The following is a 14,614-nucleotide window of genomic DNA, read 5'->3' as shown; positions in this document are numbered from 1 at the left end:
CCCAACCGCCAGACAGTGCGAAGTTCTTGACGTTCAGACTATCGGGTCAGGCATCGTGATCGTGGATGCCGCGACCTCGGACGACCTGGTCTTACGTGAAGCCTGCTTCACGGCACCGGACAGCATCGCGAACGACGCCGGGTCCATGGGCTTCGCCGCCTCACGTTCGAGGATGCGGCGCGGCTCGCGTTGCATGTCCCGCTGGAACTTCTTCCACGCATTCTCGTCGCGGCCCAACGTCTGCCGCCACCACGCGTAGACAGTGTTCGTCACCCGGCTGGCAGGTACGACCGCGAGGTCGACGCCCCGCATCGTGAGGTCACCATCGATGACGGGCCACGCGCCGAGAGTTGACCGCCACACGAACGCGGCTTCCCACCGCTTCCATCCGGTGATCTTCTCGATGAGCCGGTCGGCTGCGTCGTCGAACAGGTCGACGTCTGTACCGGCTGTCATGACGCGCTCGACGATCCGCCACCGATCGGCAGGTTCGGTCAGTTCGATGCACGTCCACAGGCCCGCGCCCTTGTCGTCAGGGATCGCCAGGGCCATAGCAAGGCTGGTGGCCTCCGGAACACGTATCCGCATCGGATACCCGTCCAGAGACCACCAGCCTGGTGCCGTCGCGAACGGCGCGCCCAGCACTCTCGGTCAGCGCGAGCGTGCGGCCTGGCGGCGCTGCGCACGGTTTCCAAGGTTGCGCGGCTCGACCTCGCGGCCGTCGTCGATGTCGAGGTCATCAGCGAGATCCGGAGCCCACTGATTCACGATCCGCATAAATAGCTTCGGGATGAGCGTCTCGTCGAAGCTGTTGTCGCGCTTGTAGATCGCGGCCATGATCACGCGCGACCCTTCGTCGTCGATGCACTGGTCGACGGTGTTGAGCATCGTGCGGAACACCTCCGTCCACTTTGCGTTGTCGTTCATGATCGCCGACGCGGCGAACAGCAGCGACGCGGTCGACGGCTTGAACAGGTAGTGGGGTCGGCCGTTGAGCTTGATCAGCAGCTTCTCGACCTCGCCACGGTTGCCGGAGTCGGTACTGAACTCAAGGTCCGGGTCGACGGCGACGTCCTCGTCGATGTCGGGGGCACGCTTGTAGTCGATCCACGAGTCCTCGACCGGCGTTGGTGTGGCGTTCTCGGTGCCGTAGTCGTCTTCGTCGACGGCTGCGAGCTTCGCCGGAGCACGGCGGGGCGCGGCCTTCTTCGCGGCTGTCTTCTTGGCGGGGGCCTTGGTGACCATACGGTTTCCTTCTCCTACTAGGTGGTGCGGCGTTGGACGTCGCCCATGACGTCGGCGAGTGCGTCGGCCAGGAACGGATTCGGGCGGATGCCCTTGACGGACTTCGCGAACACGTAGCCGCGTTTGTCCTTCGAGCGGGTCGCGCCGCCAGGCCCGTCCCACTTGAACTTGAGGGCCTTCTTCGTGACAGGCACGATCGGCGTGCCGCGGGGCCCGTAGATGCCGGTGCCGGTGTGGAAGTACTCGGCGTACGGCAGCGGCGACCCGACGATGACTTTCGCGCCCGTCGAGCTGATCCGCGTCACGTACGTGATCGACGCGCGCAGTGTTCCCTCGTCGACGGGACAGTTGACCTTCGCTGCGTTCACGACGTCATTGCCGACGCGGTGAGCCCATCGGCGCCCGGCCTGCTGCATGCCGCGGTTGTATGCGCCGCGGTTGAGCGAGGCACCTGCCATCGGTCAGTCATCCTCTTCTGGCCCGGCACCGTGCGCGGTGTCGCAGTCGTGGTGGTCCCACACGTCGATCAGGTCGTCGCGCGACTGATCGTCGGAGACGGTCACGTGGTGCTTGACGGCGAGGAACGCGGCCCACGCGTCACGAGACGCGTTCCGTGGCGGCACACCGAGCTCGGCGCGCGCGGCGCGAACGTCCTCGGCGATCCGGGCGAGAGTCTCCTCTTCCGACTCGTCGCCCGCGACAGTGACGCGGCCAGTCTTGATGGCGGCGTCGACACGGTGTGTGCGTTCGACGGTGACGGTGTCCCCGACCATCAGGCCGAGGACTGGCTGCACTGCGGTGATCGTGACTTCACTCATGACACAGATGGTAACTGTTTTACTGTTTCCACCTTGGTAGGCTGCATGTACCGCACGTTCTCGGTCGTGGCGGTGCTGCAGGCGGCGGTCACCTACATCGGGGTTGGGTGACCGCCGCCGAACCGTTTCTACGCCCGAGGATCACCGGGCAGCATCGGCGAACCAGGTTCCACGAACGCACCCCATCCGACATGCACAGTCACGGTCATCGTCGACCCGTGCGCCCCGCCCTGCGGGTTCATCGGCTGCCACGACTTCACAGTGAACTCCATGTCATCGAACGCATCAACAACGGCCCGGCGCATTGCCTCACCATCGTCGAAGACGTCGCGAGCAGCGGAGTCCACGGCGGCCGTCGGCGGGGCACTGTTACCGTCTGCCACCGGCCAACAGCGGGCAACGCCGATTGTCAGGTCCAACGTCCAGCCACTAGTCCCGCACGGCCCCTTCGCCCCGGGGATCGGCGCGATACTGCCGACACCAACCCACGCCATGTTGCATCCGAACTCGATCGCCGGAGCCGCATGCGGATACACGGCGATCCGCTGAGCGGCACCCGCTCGAGTATCGGCGAGGTGAGCCTGCACTGCGGCCAACAGTCCGGCGGCAACTCGGTAAGGCGAGCAGTCCATCACAGCACCCCCGCGCGGCGACGGATCGCGTCAGGCGAGGTGATGCGGGCGGGCCGCTTCGACTTGTGCGGGTTGACGGCCATGATCCACAAGTCGACCGACGCGACACCGGTGACGCCGTTGGTGAACCACTCACGCATGTCCGCGAGCTCCACACTGACGCCCTGCCGGGACACCGACGTCGCGCCCGCCGGTAGCGCACACTCCCCGCCAGTCATGCCTGCGAGGAACTCCACCGCGAGGCGACCAGCCGCGTACTGTCCATCGACGGGTACGACGAGTCCGCGTTGGTAGCGGACGGTGAACGCGCCCGGCTCGTCGTCGCCGACATGCAGTGCCTGGTGAGTCGGCCACCGCTGCCCATCGATGCGGTGCAGCCACCGACGATTCTCGACACGGTACGTCGCAGGGTCGATCGTGATGCCGTCGATGACAACCTCGTCGACCGCGGCGACCGGACCCGGCAGCGCAACGCGGTCGTACCCGATCTCGCGGCATCCGTCGGAGCAGCCGCATGGGCCAGTCGCCGCCGGGTCACCGGTGACGCCCGGCCAGAACACCGCACCCGCGCGACCCGACCACGTCGTGCCATGCGCAGGTGGCTGGAAGCATGGCCGGACCACCGCAGGGCACACCCCGAACACCTGCCCCGTCAGCGCCCACAGGACCCGGCCAGCGAGCACAGTCGCCCGCTGACGGTCATCGGCAGACGCCGCCTGCCACCGCTCCTCGTACTCCGCCGGAATCAAGACCGGCCATTCACAGAACCCCATCAGATCTCTCCTCGATACGACGAAAGGGCGTGCACCAGCCTGTCGACTGGTTGCACGCCCTCTCTGCTGGTCACTACGGCGTGGGCACGAACGGCGTCAGCATGACTGCGCCCTCGGTCGGGGCGGGCGGCGGCACGTCGACCTGGATGAACAGGGCCGGGTCGTCGGCCGTCATCGGATCGAGCAGCAGACCCGCATCGCCGTCCTCGTCACGCTGAACCGCGTACGGTCCCGCTCCCCACCCGGTACCCGGCTTCGTCTGCGCCGACAGCGTGAACTCCGCCGCCGACACCGACAGTTCCAGGTCGCCGATCGTGCCCGACCCGATGAACGGGAGCAGGAAGTACCCGAACGGCTGGAACCCCGACGCGCACGAACCACCGGGGATGTCGGTCCACACTTCGAGAGCGAAGTTCGCCTCGATCGGCTTCGAGCTGATCTTCACGCCGATCGCGTTCCCGTCAGCGTCGACGACGAGCGGCTGGCCGGTGATCATCGACCACGCCTCCGGGTCGACGCCACAGAACTCGATCTCCGCCGACAGGTACTTCACCTGGTTCGGGTCCTTGTAGTTGACACAGATCTCGCCGGATCCGTTCTTCTTCAAGGTCTCCTCGCCGTCCTCGATCTCCGAGGTGATCGACACCTTGACGATGCCCTTGGTGACGAGCATCGACTTGTTCGCGGCGCCGGTGACGGGGACGCCGCACGAGTCGACCTTGGTGAGTCGCATACGGCGGGCGTGGACTGAGGGCCAGACGGTGTTGGGCATGACATGCTCCTGTGCTTGTCGTGTGCCCGGCCCAACCGCCAGCGGCGAAAATGCGATGTGAAGTTATGTGGTCCGATGCGCTAGGACGCGGCGGTCTTGCGCGGTGCCCGCTTGGCGGGCGCCGTCTTCTGTTCGGGTTCCGGTTCGGGTTCCGGTTCGGGCTCCGGTTCGGGTTCCGGTTCGGGCTCCGGTTCGGGCTCCGGCGTGTAGTCGCCGGTCCCGACCTGCGCGGCGAGGTCGTCGTCGACGACGAACGCCACACCGCCGTCACCGGCGGTCACAGTCTCGACGCGCTCCGGCCGGTCACCTGCCGCCTTGAGCAGTTCGACGGCCAGCCGGTGCCGATCGGCCTGATCCTTGGGGATGATCGTGGGCATCAGGGAGTCCCTTCGAGCGTGATCTGGACAGCGGCCGAGAGGTTCTCCCAGCCGACGATGTAGAGACGGTCTGCGATGCCGGTCGCATTGTTGGTGCGGTGGTCGAAGTAGCCGTCAACAGTGCGGACCCGCGTGTCCGACCGGCGGATCTGGACAGCTGGTGTCGCAGCGATCCACGTCGCACCTGCTGCCGGTGCCGCACCTGCACTGTCGGTGCCCGGGTATGCGCCGGCCGCGACGCGTGTGCCGAGGATCGTTGTCAGGCGGCCCGACGTTTCGACGAGTTGCTTCGCGTCCTTGAGGTACGGCACAGCCGACCGTGGCACGTGAATGACTCCGGTCCCGCCGTACGTGTCGTACAGCCACCCTTCGAGGGCGCCGATACCGGCGAGCAGCGACACCGCGGCCGCTCCTGCCGGAGTAGCGGCACCGGTCAGGATCTTCGGCCAGATTTTCCGCTCGACGGCGGGTCCTTCACTGTTGGCGAGGCGACCGCGAGCGTAGGCGTGGATCTCGTCAGGGGTCAGGCCTGGGTGTTTGACGGTGAACCCGGAGTGGACACGGAGGGCCTTGTCTGACGCGCGGGGAACGTCGTCGCCTAGGTCGGTTGCCGGGACATCGTCGCAGTCGACGTCGTCGGCCGTCGCAGCGTCGGCGGGCGGGTTGCGGTAGTACTCGACGCCGTTGATCCACCGTCCGCTGTCGGGAATGATGTCGGCGACCGACAACAGCCCGTACCGGGGCGGTGTGAGCGTCGGAGTGGAGACCAGTTCGGCCATGAGAGGTTCCTCGTGTCAGTGGTGACGGGCGGGAGACCCCAGCGCAGGCAGCGAGTGGACAGCTACCTGCGCCGGGAGCCTGCTACGGCGTGACTGTCGCGATCTTGCCGTTCGCGTCGAGAGCCAGGCCGGTACCGGTAGCGCCGTTGACTCCGAGACCGAGCTTGACCTTCTTCGAGAAGTGGGCACGCTTGGCGACGAGCAGCTTCTCCTCCATGAACATCTGCAGGTAGTCGTTGGCCTTGGTCATGGTGGAGTCGTAGACCATGTCCAGGTTGATGACTTCACCGCGGCCGCGGACGAACGCACCCGACGGGTACACCAGCGCGTCGACTGTCGTCGGGTACTGGGTGATTGCGGTTGCGGCACCGAACCCTGCAGCGACACCGGTGTAGGCGTCCTGCCAGTCGTAGACCCACTGGACGCGGCCACCACGCTCGCTGATCCACTTGTCGATCATCTGGTCGGTGACGTTCTCCAGCGGGATCGACTCGCGCAGCGAGTAGTCGGCCTTCACGACTTCCTTCGCCCAGATTGGGAGGACGACGTCGAGGACGAGGGACTGCGCGGCGCGCAGCCGGTAGCGAGAGTCCATGATCGTCAGGCCGAGACCGTTGAGGATCGACCCGGTCGCCGACGGTCCCAGCTTCGTCGACAGGTCCACCACAGTCGACGCGGTGTCCATACGCTTCAGCGTTTCGGCGTTCACGCGGTGCGAGTGCACAGCGTTGACGTTCGTAAGCGCGTCCTTGGTGACCTCGGGGTAGGCGTCGTTCTGCAAGAAACCGACGATCATGCCCGAGTAGATGACGTCGAGACGCTTCTCCTCGAACGTCGGGCACGTCGGCCGGTACAGCGACTTGATCGTGTTCGCGATCGCCTGCGTCTCAGTCTGGACCAGACCGACGTCGCCAGCCCACACGGCGTCATATGCTGCGCCGCGCGTCCACTCGATACCGCCTCGCTTCACCTGGATCTCGGGGACGTCGACCAGACCCTCGTTGGCGTCAGCCAGGTTGTCGCCGAGGTCGTACAGTCGCTCAGACGGCGCGCACCAACCACCGGATGCGACGAGACCACCTTCGATGCGGGACTGGTCACCAGCGTGCTCGATGACCTCGGTGTCGTTGTTACCCGACGCAACGAGGTCGTCGGGGAACTCGATCTTGATCTGGGCGATACCGTCGCGGACGATACCGCCACCACCGCCGCGCGGCATCCCTTCGATGCGGGCCATCGCCGCGGCGACAAGCCCGTCCATGTCGAGGTTGGCACCGTTCTCGACGCCACGAACACCGGCAGCTGCGGTGATCGCCAGACCTGACGGCTTGGTCTCGACAGGTGCTGGGGCCTTGTCCTTGATCGAGGACAGGTTGAACCGGGGACGCGGCGCGGCCGCCGCAGTCACGGGCTCGGGTGCGGCCTCGGCGTCGGCCACCTGTTCGGTGGTCTCGTCGGTGGCCTCCGCCTCCGCACCAGCATCGTCGCCGGGTTCGCCGAGGACTTTCGCTGCGAGGGTGTCGCGCTGCCCACGGATCTCGGCCTCGGCCGTGTCCATGTCAGTCTGCACCTGGCGTGCAACGGTCGCGACGTCGGCGAGCAGTTCAAGGCCAGTCAGAGCCTCGGCGTCGGTCGGGTCCGACTCATTGAGGGCGCCGAACTTCTCGACGGCCTCGTTGAGGACACCTTCGATGTCGGTACGGGTGACGCCTTCGGCGGTAAGTGCCGCCTTGATCGCTGCGGCGCGTTCGTCGGCGGTGGTGTCGCCGTTGCCCTGCGCGCTGTCGAGGATGGCCTGCAGATCGAGAGTAGCCATGAGGTGACTCCTTGGTCCGGGAAGTGCATTCCTGCACGTGCCCGGCCCAACCGCCAGCGGCTATTCGAGATTCAGCCTAGCGTGTTCACCGCGTGTTCTGCGTGATCTGTTCCCAGGTGCCGCCGTGCGCCGCAGTATCGCGCTCTGCCTCGACTTGAGTGAGGTACCGCTTCACGGTCCCGTCAGGCCGACGCACCTGGTACACGGTGACCGCGCGGCCACCTCCGCAGTTACATCCCACGGCCCATCACCTCCGCGATCGGGTAGTCAGTGTGCTCGCCTCGGACCGCGATCCGAAGTCGGTCGAACGTGGTCGGCCCAATCTCCGTGAGCGGCTGCTCGGAGTACGCGGCAGTGATGTGCGGAATGTACGCGTCGTAATCCCCATCGGCGGGGGCGGTGGCCTCGTGAAACGCTGTCAGCCCGTCCCCCTGCACGAGGTACACCGCACATGGGGAGTCGCCGCCACGGAACACTGCATGCCCCGAAACTTCCGCAGTCGGAGACACGCCGGCAGACCGGAACTGCTCGAAGACTACCTCGGCAGGTGGCATCTGCTCGGCGTCGGCGAAGTACGCCACAGTCAGGTGCAGTTCCTCCACTGGCTCCCCGCCCGGAACAGACAGGCGCATCGCATCATCCCTGGTCGGGACTAGCGCGACCATTCCGTCGTCACTGTGTTCCCCCGATCCGCCTGCCGCCGTGACGGCGAGGCGCGGGGTCACGCTTTTGGGGCCGCCCTCCACGACGTCGGCGTCGCCGCCAACCCGATCCGGCGCATCGCCCGGCGGTACGCCGACGCCGTCAGCGTCTGATCAGCGGTGGGCGGTGGCGCGAGGATCGGGTCCGCCTCGGGTGCCGCGGTCTGCGACCACACAACACCGTTCGTCGACGTCCCGTCGTCGTACGACGCGACACCGTCGTTGTACTCGGTGAGAGCACCACCATTCGCGCCCGTCAGCGAAGACTGGTCTTCCTCCATGTACACGCCGTACCCCGAGGTGCGGGGAGGCACGTCGGTCTGGATCGTTGTCGGATCTTCTGCTGCGCGTGCCTGCATGTCCATCGCTCGGGCAGCGGCAGCGTTCTCGATCATCGACGAGTCAGCGGCGCTCCACTCGGTGCCGTCGGTCACCGAGCCGTCGGTGTAGATCGCCATGCCGTCGGCATAGTCGACGAGCGCGCCGCCGTTGGCACCGACTGCGGGTAGTTCGTCCTCCTCCATCGGCCCGCCCTTCTCGCCGTTGTCGGCCAGTCGTGCGGGCGCAGTGGTGTCGATCGGCGACCCGACCTCTTGGTCGGCGTAGCTCGACTCGGCGGGCGGGTAGTCCGCCGGGAAGTACGACGCGGCAGCACCGGCGTCGGGGGCGGTACCGGCGCCGGCGCTGTCGGGAGCAGGCGCGACTGTCTGCGGCGTGACCGCCTCTGCTTTCTTCTCCGACCGCTCTTTCTCGGCTGCTGGCGAACTCTCCGGCTTTTCCGGAATGTTGCCCTTGGCCTGCGTGTTGTCTGGTTTTGCGTCCACATTTGAGGCGGGTGCGATGTCGGCCTTGGCGCTGTCGTTGGGCGCGGACTTGGCCTTCGGCTTCTCGGCGGCCTTCTCCGCAGGCTTCGACTCGGGCTTCTTTGCCTTGTCGTCGCTCTTCGGCGCGCCGTCCTGTTTCGGCTCGTCGCTGACCGGTTCGGCCTTGTTCACGATCTTCGCCGGGCCCTTGTCGGGGTCCTTCGACATCGACGCCTTGTCCTCGGTGTGCGCCTTCGCGCGCTCTCCGCCCGACGGATCAGGCTTCTTGTGTTCCTTCCCGCGGGACGGGTCGAGGAACTTCGCGACGTCGTTGCCCGCGGCCTCTGCGAAGTCGCCGGCCGTCTTCTGCGCCTGCAGCATCGCCTCGGGGATCAGGTCACCGATCGACACGCCGAACCGCTGCGCACCTTCCATCGAGCGGACACGACGACCGCCAGCGGCTGTGAGGGCACGTGTCATCCGGTCCACAGCCCGCTGTCGACGGTCCGCGTTCGCCGACGCCACGAGAGCCGTCATCCGACCAGTGACCGCGTCGCGTCGCCGATGCGCCGCGAGGCGTTCGTCGACGATCTTCTCCGCCGCCGATGACACCATCGCAGTGAGTTCGTCGGCAGTCGGAGGCGCGGATGGCGCGACAACGCCCGCTGCGACGAGGGCAGTCGGCTGTCCTCCTGCGACGAGTTGCTCGGTGCGCGGGAGTGGGAATCCGGGGACGTTGACCGCGAGCGCCGCGACGAGTTCCATCTGCCCGTTGACGCCTCGCCAGTCTCCGGAGACTCCGGACATGCGGAGTTCGTCGATCCGTTCGGGGGCGGTTCCGGGGACGATGCGGCCGGCGAGCCAGATGCCGTGTTCGTCTTCGCCTGCGCGGACGGCGGCTGCGACGGTGCCGGTGTTGTCGTAGTGGGCTGCGGCTGCGACGGCGTCAGTGCGTCCGTCGACAGGGGCGTGGCCGGTGCCGAGGGTCAGCTTTCCGACGGGGAGGTCACCGTCGCGTGTGTTGACGACACCCTGGTGGAAGTACTTGTACCCGGAGGGGCTCTTGGGTGGGGTGACTCGGCCGCCCATTCCGATGTGCGGTGTTCCCCATGCGGCGAGGTGACCGTAGACGCGGCCGTCTGCGGTGACGGTAAGCGCGGTCGGTCCTGACAGCTTCGGGTCGGCGAAATCGCTTCGGTCGTAGACGACACCGGCGGCGGTGATCGCGGAGAAGATGGAGGTCACGGCAGGCTCCCAGCAGATGGGTGCCCGGCCCAACCGCCAGCAGCACGAAACTCACCTGCCAGTATTCACCACCGACGGGCGTGGCTGCGTGAACCTACACCGACTGGGAGAGCGGCTGGACTGCAGATCCTGCTGCGAGCTCGGGGACTTCGTACTCCATTCGGACCCGCACGCCGAGAGCGGCGGCCACCGCGTCGCGGACAGCGTGTGCAAGTTCGGTCAGCGCGGGGTTACGAACATCGTCGATGTCGACTGCGTAGGTAGACCCTGGCGCCGAGTACGTATCGGCGACTACTTCCCACGAACCGTTCCCCAGGAGGTCCGACGAGTTGAGCACAGCAGCAGCCGCGGACCGGACGTCGTCTTCGGTGATCGTCGGGTCCGTGTCCACGTAGACACTGGTCTCATTCATGCTGCTCATCGCGTCTCCATCGTATCGGCCGGCCAACGGAGATGACCAGCAGTTCCTGAACGACTGCTCCGAATGAACGAATCACGTTCCGGACACCCGCGAGTAGGTTGTCGGGGCTAGCCTTGCTGCCGGCGTCCACGGCGTCGAACACGACGACCGTGTTCTGCCCCTTCTTCGCCGCGCGTTGCCCCTGCTTGTGAATCGAGTTGGGAGTCCCCACGGCCAGTTTGATCTCCGACGCTCGGAGATTGATCAGCGCATCGGCATCAGGGTCCGGGCCCTGGTCGTACACCGATAGCACTTCCAGTCCCATCTCGCGGAGCCGTGCCGCGGTCGCCTTCTCGTGGGCGTGCTCGAAGTGCATGTCGGGGTCATCGACCGGTGCGACCTTGCCTTCCCGGTAGTAGTCGGCCGCGGTGCGGTGCGGCGGCCGTGGGCTGCCGCCGGGCTTGTCGGGCAGGTCAAGTGCCGGGGTGACGGTCTCGAATACTGGGCGCCCGTCCAGCTCATCGAGTGCGGTGTAGAACAGGGCGGGGTCCTCGGCGTCTCGTTCCTTCTTCGCGAGTTCGAGGACACCGTCATCAGGGACAGACGTCAGGTCCACTGGTCTGTGCTCGCGCCGCTCGTACTCGTCTCGTACGGCTTCATACGATCCGTCGTCTGCGCGGATCCGCTCAAGCATCAACGCGAGCAACTGGTCTATGTCGACCGCTGACAGGTCCTCGGCTGGCGGTGCCGGAACATCATCGACGTCGTCGTCCTCGATGAGCTCGTCTGCTGTGGGTTCAGCGACCTCAGTCTCGGCATCGGTCGTGTCCTCGTCCGGTGCAAGGTTCTCGAGGATCTGTGCGATCGTCTCCGGTTCGTCGGTCCCCTGCCGGACCTCGGGCTGCCCGTCGAGTGCTTCGGTCATGGCGTCGCCGACGTAGAACATCATCGAGCAGCGGCAGTTGATCGTCTCGTGCGGCGCATCCATGCTCGGGTCGCCGGGGAAGTCGAGGAGCGCGGTGCCGACGCGGAACTTCTCGGCGAGCCGCACCGACTGTCCGTCGGCGACACGGTGCGACGCACGCGTGCGAGTGTCCTCTGTTGCGAGCCACCGCTTCCAGTACGGGTCGCCGGTATCGGCTTCGTTCTGCCGGGCCGCGGCGAGCTGCCCGTAGTTCACCGCGCCGTGTGCCTCGGTGCGGGCGATGCGACGAGCGAGCCACCGCCACTTCGTCTCCTCGGCGTCGTGCTGCTCCCACAGTGCGCGGCGGTCGGCGCGCAGTGCCTTGATCTCGTCCGAATCAAGTCCATAGCCTTGAGGATCGTCGAGTGCTTTCTCGATGTCGTTGATCGCGGCCTTGATCGCCCGCTGGTCCTTGTCGATGCCCAACACCATGCCGACGCGGTCGGTGATCTGCTCGATCGTCTCCGCTCCTGCGAGGGCTTCGACGAGCTCTGGGCGGAGTTCCTCGAACGCGCCGTCGGGCCAGATCTTGAGCCGGTCGCGGACGGTCTCCATGTACTCCATCTGCGGGGTGAACGACCCTTGTGACCGGTCGGCGAGCCGCTCAGCCTGGAACGCTTCACCAAACGCGATCGCGACGGCAGGTAGGACTTCGTTGTCGACACCCCGCCGCCAGTCATTCCACGCGCCGACAGCAGCATCGACGGCACTGTTGGCCTGGTCGAACCCGGCCGCGATGAGGCCGAGTTGGTCGGCGGCTTCGGCGATGATCAGGACTCGGCACGCGTCGAGCCACGCGGACATCGCCGACAGGACAGCTGTCTCGATCGCCTCGTCCGCTCGCGCGAGGCGTTCCTCTGCTGCGGCGCGGGCGTCAGCGGGAAGCGGCGACAGCATCAGCCTGAGCGAGGTAGGTGTGCAGCACCGTCGGGTCGTGCCGTGTCTGCGACAGCATCAGCGCGCGCACGTACTCCTGGCAGGCACCCATGTACAGGCGCATGTTCGGGACCGCTGAGTCGTCGAGTACGGACGGCAGGTGCCACCAGTCGGTGAACTTCGCGACGAACCGGTCCATCTCGGCGGCGGTCGCTGGCGGGTCGAGGACGAGGTACAGGTCGGCGTCGTCGATGCCGACGTACCGGCCGCGTTCACCGCGGCCGCGGTGGTTGCGGACCATCTTCGCTGCGGCTTCGAGGGTGAGGCGGACTGCGATGTCGCAGGCGAGGAGCACGTCGCGGGCGGTCACCTGCTCTGTGGTGGTCACTGGGTGGCCTCCGTCTCGCCCATGACCGGCGGAGCGTTCGGCGGCTCCGGCGCGACTGCCGGCGTGCTCTCGCCTGCTGGCGCAGTGTCGGTGGCGACTGTCGCGTCCTCTTCGGCGAGGGTGTCGTCGACGCGTTCGGCGTTGTCGGTGATGCCGGGGATGATGATCCCCAGCTGCGGCAGCAGTTTGTCGATGAGGTCGGAGCGGGTGCCGATGAGGTCGCGGACGACCTTGTCCTTGATCTCCTCGGCGTCGGGGGCGTCGCTGTCGTCGAAACCGTTCTCGCGACGCAGGATCGCCGCGCTGATGACGCCCTTGTCGAATAGTGCTTGCGCGTCCTTCGACCGGTCAGGACGCACCAGCAGCGGCGTCGTGTCGAACCACACCGAGTACAGGTCGGGATCCGGGATGCTCTGCTCAACGAGCAATGGGCGGAGCAGCCCGACGGTGAGGGCGTGACAGATCGTCGCGACGATCGGCTGCACACCGAACTTGATCTCGTTCTCGTCGACGGCCCACGCCGACCAGTGGTTCGACGATGCCTGCCCGAGGAGGACTGACGGGTCTGAGTCCATGCCTAGCCCGATGCGGCGGATGCACTCCTCGCGCAGCGCCGGGGCATGCTCGTCGAGGGGTGTCGCGAAGCTGATGTGCTTGATCTTGTCGAGGAGTTCGGCGGGGACAGTCGCCATGAACGGGACGATCGCAGCGGCGCTGTCACGATCCGCGACCGGAGTCATCAGATACTCGGTGAGCTCATCGGCGAACGGCAACGGGTCTTCGCCGTCGTCGTCTGCTTGGGACTGCATCGACTCGATCTCCTGCGGCACCAGGAGTATCCCGGCACCAGCAAGGCGTGAGTCGACCTGCGCCGACACGTACTGCGACAGGCCGCGGAGCTCGCGGGCGATCGGCAGGACCGCGCGGACGGGCGCGTCGGCACGGGCGGACCATTCGGGGTGCGGAGTCCAGCAGCGGATGACGATCTCGTCGTCGCCGACGTCGCGGGGCTTGTCGATACCGTTCGAGAGCTTCCACCGGCCGGGGCTACCGGTCAGTTCCGACACCGAGTGCGCCGACAGTTCGAGTTGGCCGTCGTCGTCCTCGCGGACCACCAGCAGGGTCTCTCCGTTGTAGATGAGGTGCTGCGCGGCGCGGCGGATCGTCTGCTCGATCATGCCCGTCGCGGCGAACAGGGCTTGGGCGAGTTGGGCGCCGATGCCGTCGGTGACGGGTTCGGGTTCCCCGCTGGGGTCGGGCTTCTTCCCGACGAACACGCGGGCCTGCGCGCACGCCCGTGCTTGCCGGTCGCCGATGAACCGGAGTTCACCGGTCTCGTCGCGGAGTGCCCACACTTCGGACTGCCATGCCTCGGCGGGTGCGCGTTTGACGGTGCGGTCGAGTTTGCGGCGGGAGAGGACCTGTGCGGCCGCGACGATAGCCGGGCGGGTGCCGCCGGACTCGACAGGGAACTGCACGATCTGTGCTCCCGCGGGGACGCGGAGCCGCTTCCCGAGCGGAGCCCGCTTCGGCGCGTAGGCGGCGAGGTTGGAGTCAGGTGCGCGTCCCATCACTTACCGTCCTCGTCGGTGGAGGCGGGCGCGGGGTCGAGCCAGTTCGCTGCCCACCCGGTGACGAGTGATGCGGTGCCGGCCAAGGCGACCATGAGCCACCAGCGAGTGTCGCCCCACCAGTAGGCGGCGACCGCGACACCCGACCCGAGCCACACAGACATGCACCACGGGCAGGTGACGAGGTAGGCGAGGTTCCCGAACCCGAAGCGGACGACGATCCGTTGGCGGGCCCAGTGGGTGATCTGGTCGACGGTGACGAGGCGAGTCAGTCTGGCGATGAGGCCGATGGTGAGGATGACGGCGAGCGTGGACACTTCGCTCCTTCATTCAAGGGGGTTGCAGTTTTACTGTAACCGTCCTGCTGGAGGGAGCAGCGTAGGCAGACGTCGACGGTCCACACGTTCAGTCGGGATCGGCATACGGCGCACCGCGGCCACCGCGGCCGGCTGGT

Annotated in this window: 17 protein-coding genes; all 17 read right to left on the bottom strand. The window is 66.8% G+C overall.

All coding sequences use genetic code 11. The annotated features are described in order from the left end of the window. Positions 1-33: 33 nt before the first annotated feature. Positions 34-588: a hypothetical protein gene (locus JVX90_RS00320; RefSeq protein ID WP_205330525.1), complete on the bottom strand. Its 555-nt coding sequence runs from the start codon at positions 586-588 to the stop codon at positions 34-36. A gap of 63 nt (positions 589-651) precedes the next feature. After that, on the bottom strand, positions 652-1,245 hold the full coding sequence (locus JVX90_RS00315) for a hypothetical protein (protein ID WP_205330524.1): 594 nt from the start codon (positions 1,243-1,245) through the stop codon (positions 652-654). Positions 1,246-1,262: 17 nt separating this feature from the next. Continuing rightward, entirely contained in the window at positions 1,263-1,703 is a 441-nt protein-coding gene (locus tag JVX90_RS00310; RefSeq protein WP_205330523.1) for an HK97 gp10 family phage protein, read from the bottom strand. A gap of 3 nt (positions 1,704-1,706) precedes the next feature. Next, entirely contained in the window at positions 1,707-2,063 is a 357-nt protein-coding gene (locus JVX90_RS00305; RefSeq protein WP_205330522.1) for a hypothetical protein, read from the bottom strand. Between the two features lie 128 nt (positions 2,064-2,191). Then, the gene (locus JVX90_RS00300) at positions 2,192-2,695 is read right to left on the bottom strand and encodes a hypothetical protein (protein ID WP_205330521.1); all 504 of its coding nucleotides are present in this window, start codon (positions 2,693-2,695) and stop codon (positions 2,192-2,194) included. Beyond that, complete coding sequence (locus JVX90_RS00295; protein ID WP_205330520.1) at positions 2,695-3,468, bottom strand: hypothetical protein; 774 nt, start codon at positions 3,466-3,468, stop codon at positions 2,695-2,697. Before JVX90_RS00295 ends, JVX90_RS00300 begins: the two co-directional genes overlap by 1 nt. 73 nt (positions 3,469-3,541) lie before the next feature. After that, on the bottom strand, positions 3,542-4,240 hold the full coding sequence (locus JVX90_RS00290) for a hypothetical protein (protein WP_205330519.1): 699 nt from the start codon (positions 4,238-4,240) through the stop codon (positions 3,542-3,544). Between the two features lie 80 nt (positions 4,241-4,320). Next, positions 4,321-4,617, bottom strand: a complete 297-nt coding sequence (locus tag JVX90_RS00285; protein WP_205330518.1) for a hypothetical protein — start codon at positions 4,615-4,617, stop codon at positions 4,321-4,323. Next, the gene (locus JVX90_RS00280; protein WP_205330517.1) at positions 4,617-5,396 is read right to left on the bottom strand and encodes a hypothetical protein; all 780 of its coding nucleotides are present in this window, start codon (positions 5,394-5,396) and stop codon (positions 4,617-4,619) included. The genes JVX90_RS00285 and JVX90_RS00280 overlap by 1 nt, the downstream gene beginning before the upstream one ends. Before the next feature lie 82 nt (positions 5,397-5,478). Further along, positions 5,479-7,212 carry a major capsid protein gene (locus tag JVX90_RS00275; RefSeq protein ID WP_205330516.1) on the bottom strand — a complete coding sequence of 578 codons (1,734 nt, stop codon included), beginning with the start codon at positions 7,210-7,212 and terminating at the stop codon, positions 5,479-5,481. Positions 7,213-7,442: 230 nt separating this feature from the next. Further along, positions 7,443-7,937: a hypothetical protein gene (locus JVX90_RS00270; protein WP_205330515.1), complete on the bottom strand. Its 495-nt coding sequence runs from the start codon at positions 7,935-7,937 to the stop codon at positions 7,443-7,445. Continuing rightward, the gene (locus tag JVX90_RS00265; RefSeq protein WP_205330514.1) at positions 7,934-9,961 is read right to left on the bottom strand and encodes a hypothetical protein; all 2,028 of its coding nucleotides are present in this window, start codon (positions 9,959-9,961) and stop codon (positions 7,934-7,936) included. Before JVX90_RS00265 ends, JVX90_RS00270 begins: the two co-directional genes overlap by 4 nt. Positions 9,962-10,055: 94 nt before the next feature. Beyond that, on the bottom strand, positions 10,056-10,382 hold the full coding sequence (locus JVX90_RS00260) for a hypothetical protein (protein WP_205330513.1): 327 nt from the start codon (positions 10,380-10,382) through the stop codon (positions 10,056-10,058). Further along, positions 10,366-12,222, bottom strand: coding sequence for a phage minor head protein (locus JVX90_RS00255; protein ID WP_205330512.1), 1,857 nt, complete (start codon positions 12,220-12,222; stop codon positions 10,366-10,368). Before JVX90_RS00255 ends, JVX90_RS00260 begins: the two co-directional genes overlap by 17 nt. After that, on the bottom strand, positions 12,200-12,589 hold the full coding sequence (locus JVX90_RS00250) for a hypothetical protein (RefSeq protein WP_205330511.1): 390 nt from the start codon (positions 12,587-12,589) through the stop codon (positions 12,200-12,202). Before JVX90_RS00250 ends, JVX90_RS00255 begins: the two co-directional genes overlap by 23 nt. Further along, on the bottom strand, positions 12,586-14,160 hold the full coding sequence (locus JVX90_RS00245; protein ID WP_205330510.1) for a hypothetical protein: 1,575 nt from the start codon (positions 14,158-14,160) through the stop codon (positions 12,586-12,588). Before JVX90_RS00245 ends, JVX90_RS00250 begins: the two co-directional genes overlap by 4 nt. Then, on the bottom strand, positions 14,160-14,477 hold the full coding sequence (locus JVX90_RS00240; RefSeq protein ID WP_205330509.1) for a hypothetical protein: 318 nt from the start codon (positions 14,475-14,477) through the stop codon (positions 14,160-14,162). The genes JVX90_RS00245 and JVX90_RS00240 overlap by 1 nt, the downstream gene beginning before the upstream one ends. Positions 14,478-14,614 lie beyond the last annotated feature (137 nt).

The organism is Gordonia sp. PDNC005, assembly GCF_016919385.1.
Taxonomy (GTDB): domain Bacteria; phylum Actinomycetota; class Actinomycetes; order Mycobacteriales; family Mycobacteriaceae; genus Gordonia.
This window is presented reverse-complemented; position numbering and strand designations above follow the sequence as displayed.

Coding starts and splice junctions, on each gene's coding strand:
- JVX90_RS00290 (WP_205330519.1), bottom strand. CDS start 4,240: ATGCCCAACACCGTCTGGCCCTCAGTCCACGCCCGCCGTATGCGACTC.
- JVX90_RS00285 (WP_205330518.1), bottom strand. CDS start 4,617: ATGCCCACGATCATCCCCAAGGATCAGGCCGATCGGCACCGGCTGGCC.
- JVX90_RS00245 (WP_205330510.1), bottom strand. CDS start 14,160: ATGGGACGCGCACCTGACTCCAACCTCGCCGCCTACGCGCCGAAGCGG.
- JVX90_RS00260 (WP_205330513.1), bottom strand. CDS start 10,382: ATGAGCAGCATGAATGAGACCAGTGTCTACGTGGACACGGACCCGACG.
- JVX90_RS00310 (WP_205330523.1), bottom strand. CDS start 1,703: ATGGCAGGTGCCTCGCTCAACCGCGGCGCATACAACCGCGGCATGCAG.
- JVX90_RS00280 (WP_205330517.1), bottom strand. CDS start 5,396: ATGGCCGAACTGGTCTCCACTCCGACGCTCACACCGCCCCGGTACGGG.
- JVX90_RS00315 (WP_205330524.1), bottom strand. CDS start 1,245: ATGGTCACCAAGGCCCCCGCCAAGAAGACAGCCGCGAAGAAGGCCGCG.
- JVX90_RS00320 (WP_205330525.1), bottom strand. CDS start 588: ATGCGGATACGTGTTCCGGAGGCCACCAGCCTTGCTATGGCCCTGGCG.
- JVX90_RS00305 (WP_205330522.1), bottom strand. CDS start 2,063: ATGAGTGAAGTCACGATCACCGCAGTGCAGCCAGTCCTCGGCCTGATG.
- JVX90_RS00295 (WP_205330520.1), bottom strand. CDS start 3,468: ATGGGGTTCTGTGAATGGCCGGTCTTGATTCCGGCGGAGTACGAGGAG.
- JVX90_RS00255 (WP_205330512.1), bottom strand. CDS start 12,222: ATGCTGTCGCCGCTTCCCGCTGACGCCCGCGCCGCAGCAGAGGAACGC.
- JVX90_RS00300 (WP_205330521.1), bottom strand. CDS start 2,695: ATGGACTGCTCGCCTTACCGAGTTGCCGCCGGACTGTTGGCCGCAGTG.
- JVX90_RS00275 (WP_205330516.1), bottom strand. CDS start 7,212: ATGGCTACTCTCGATCTGCAGGCCATCCTCGACAGCGCGCAGGGCAAC.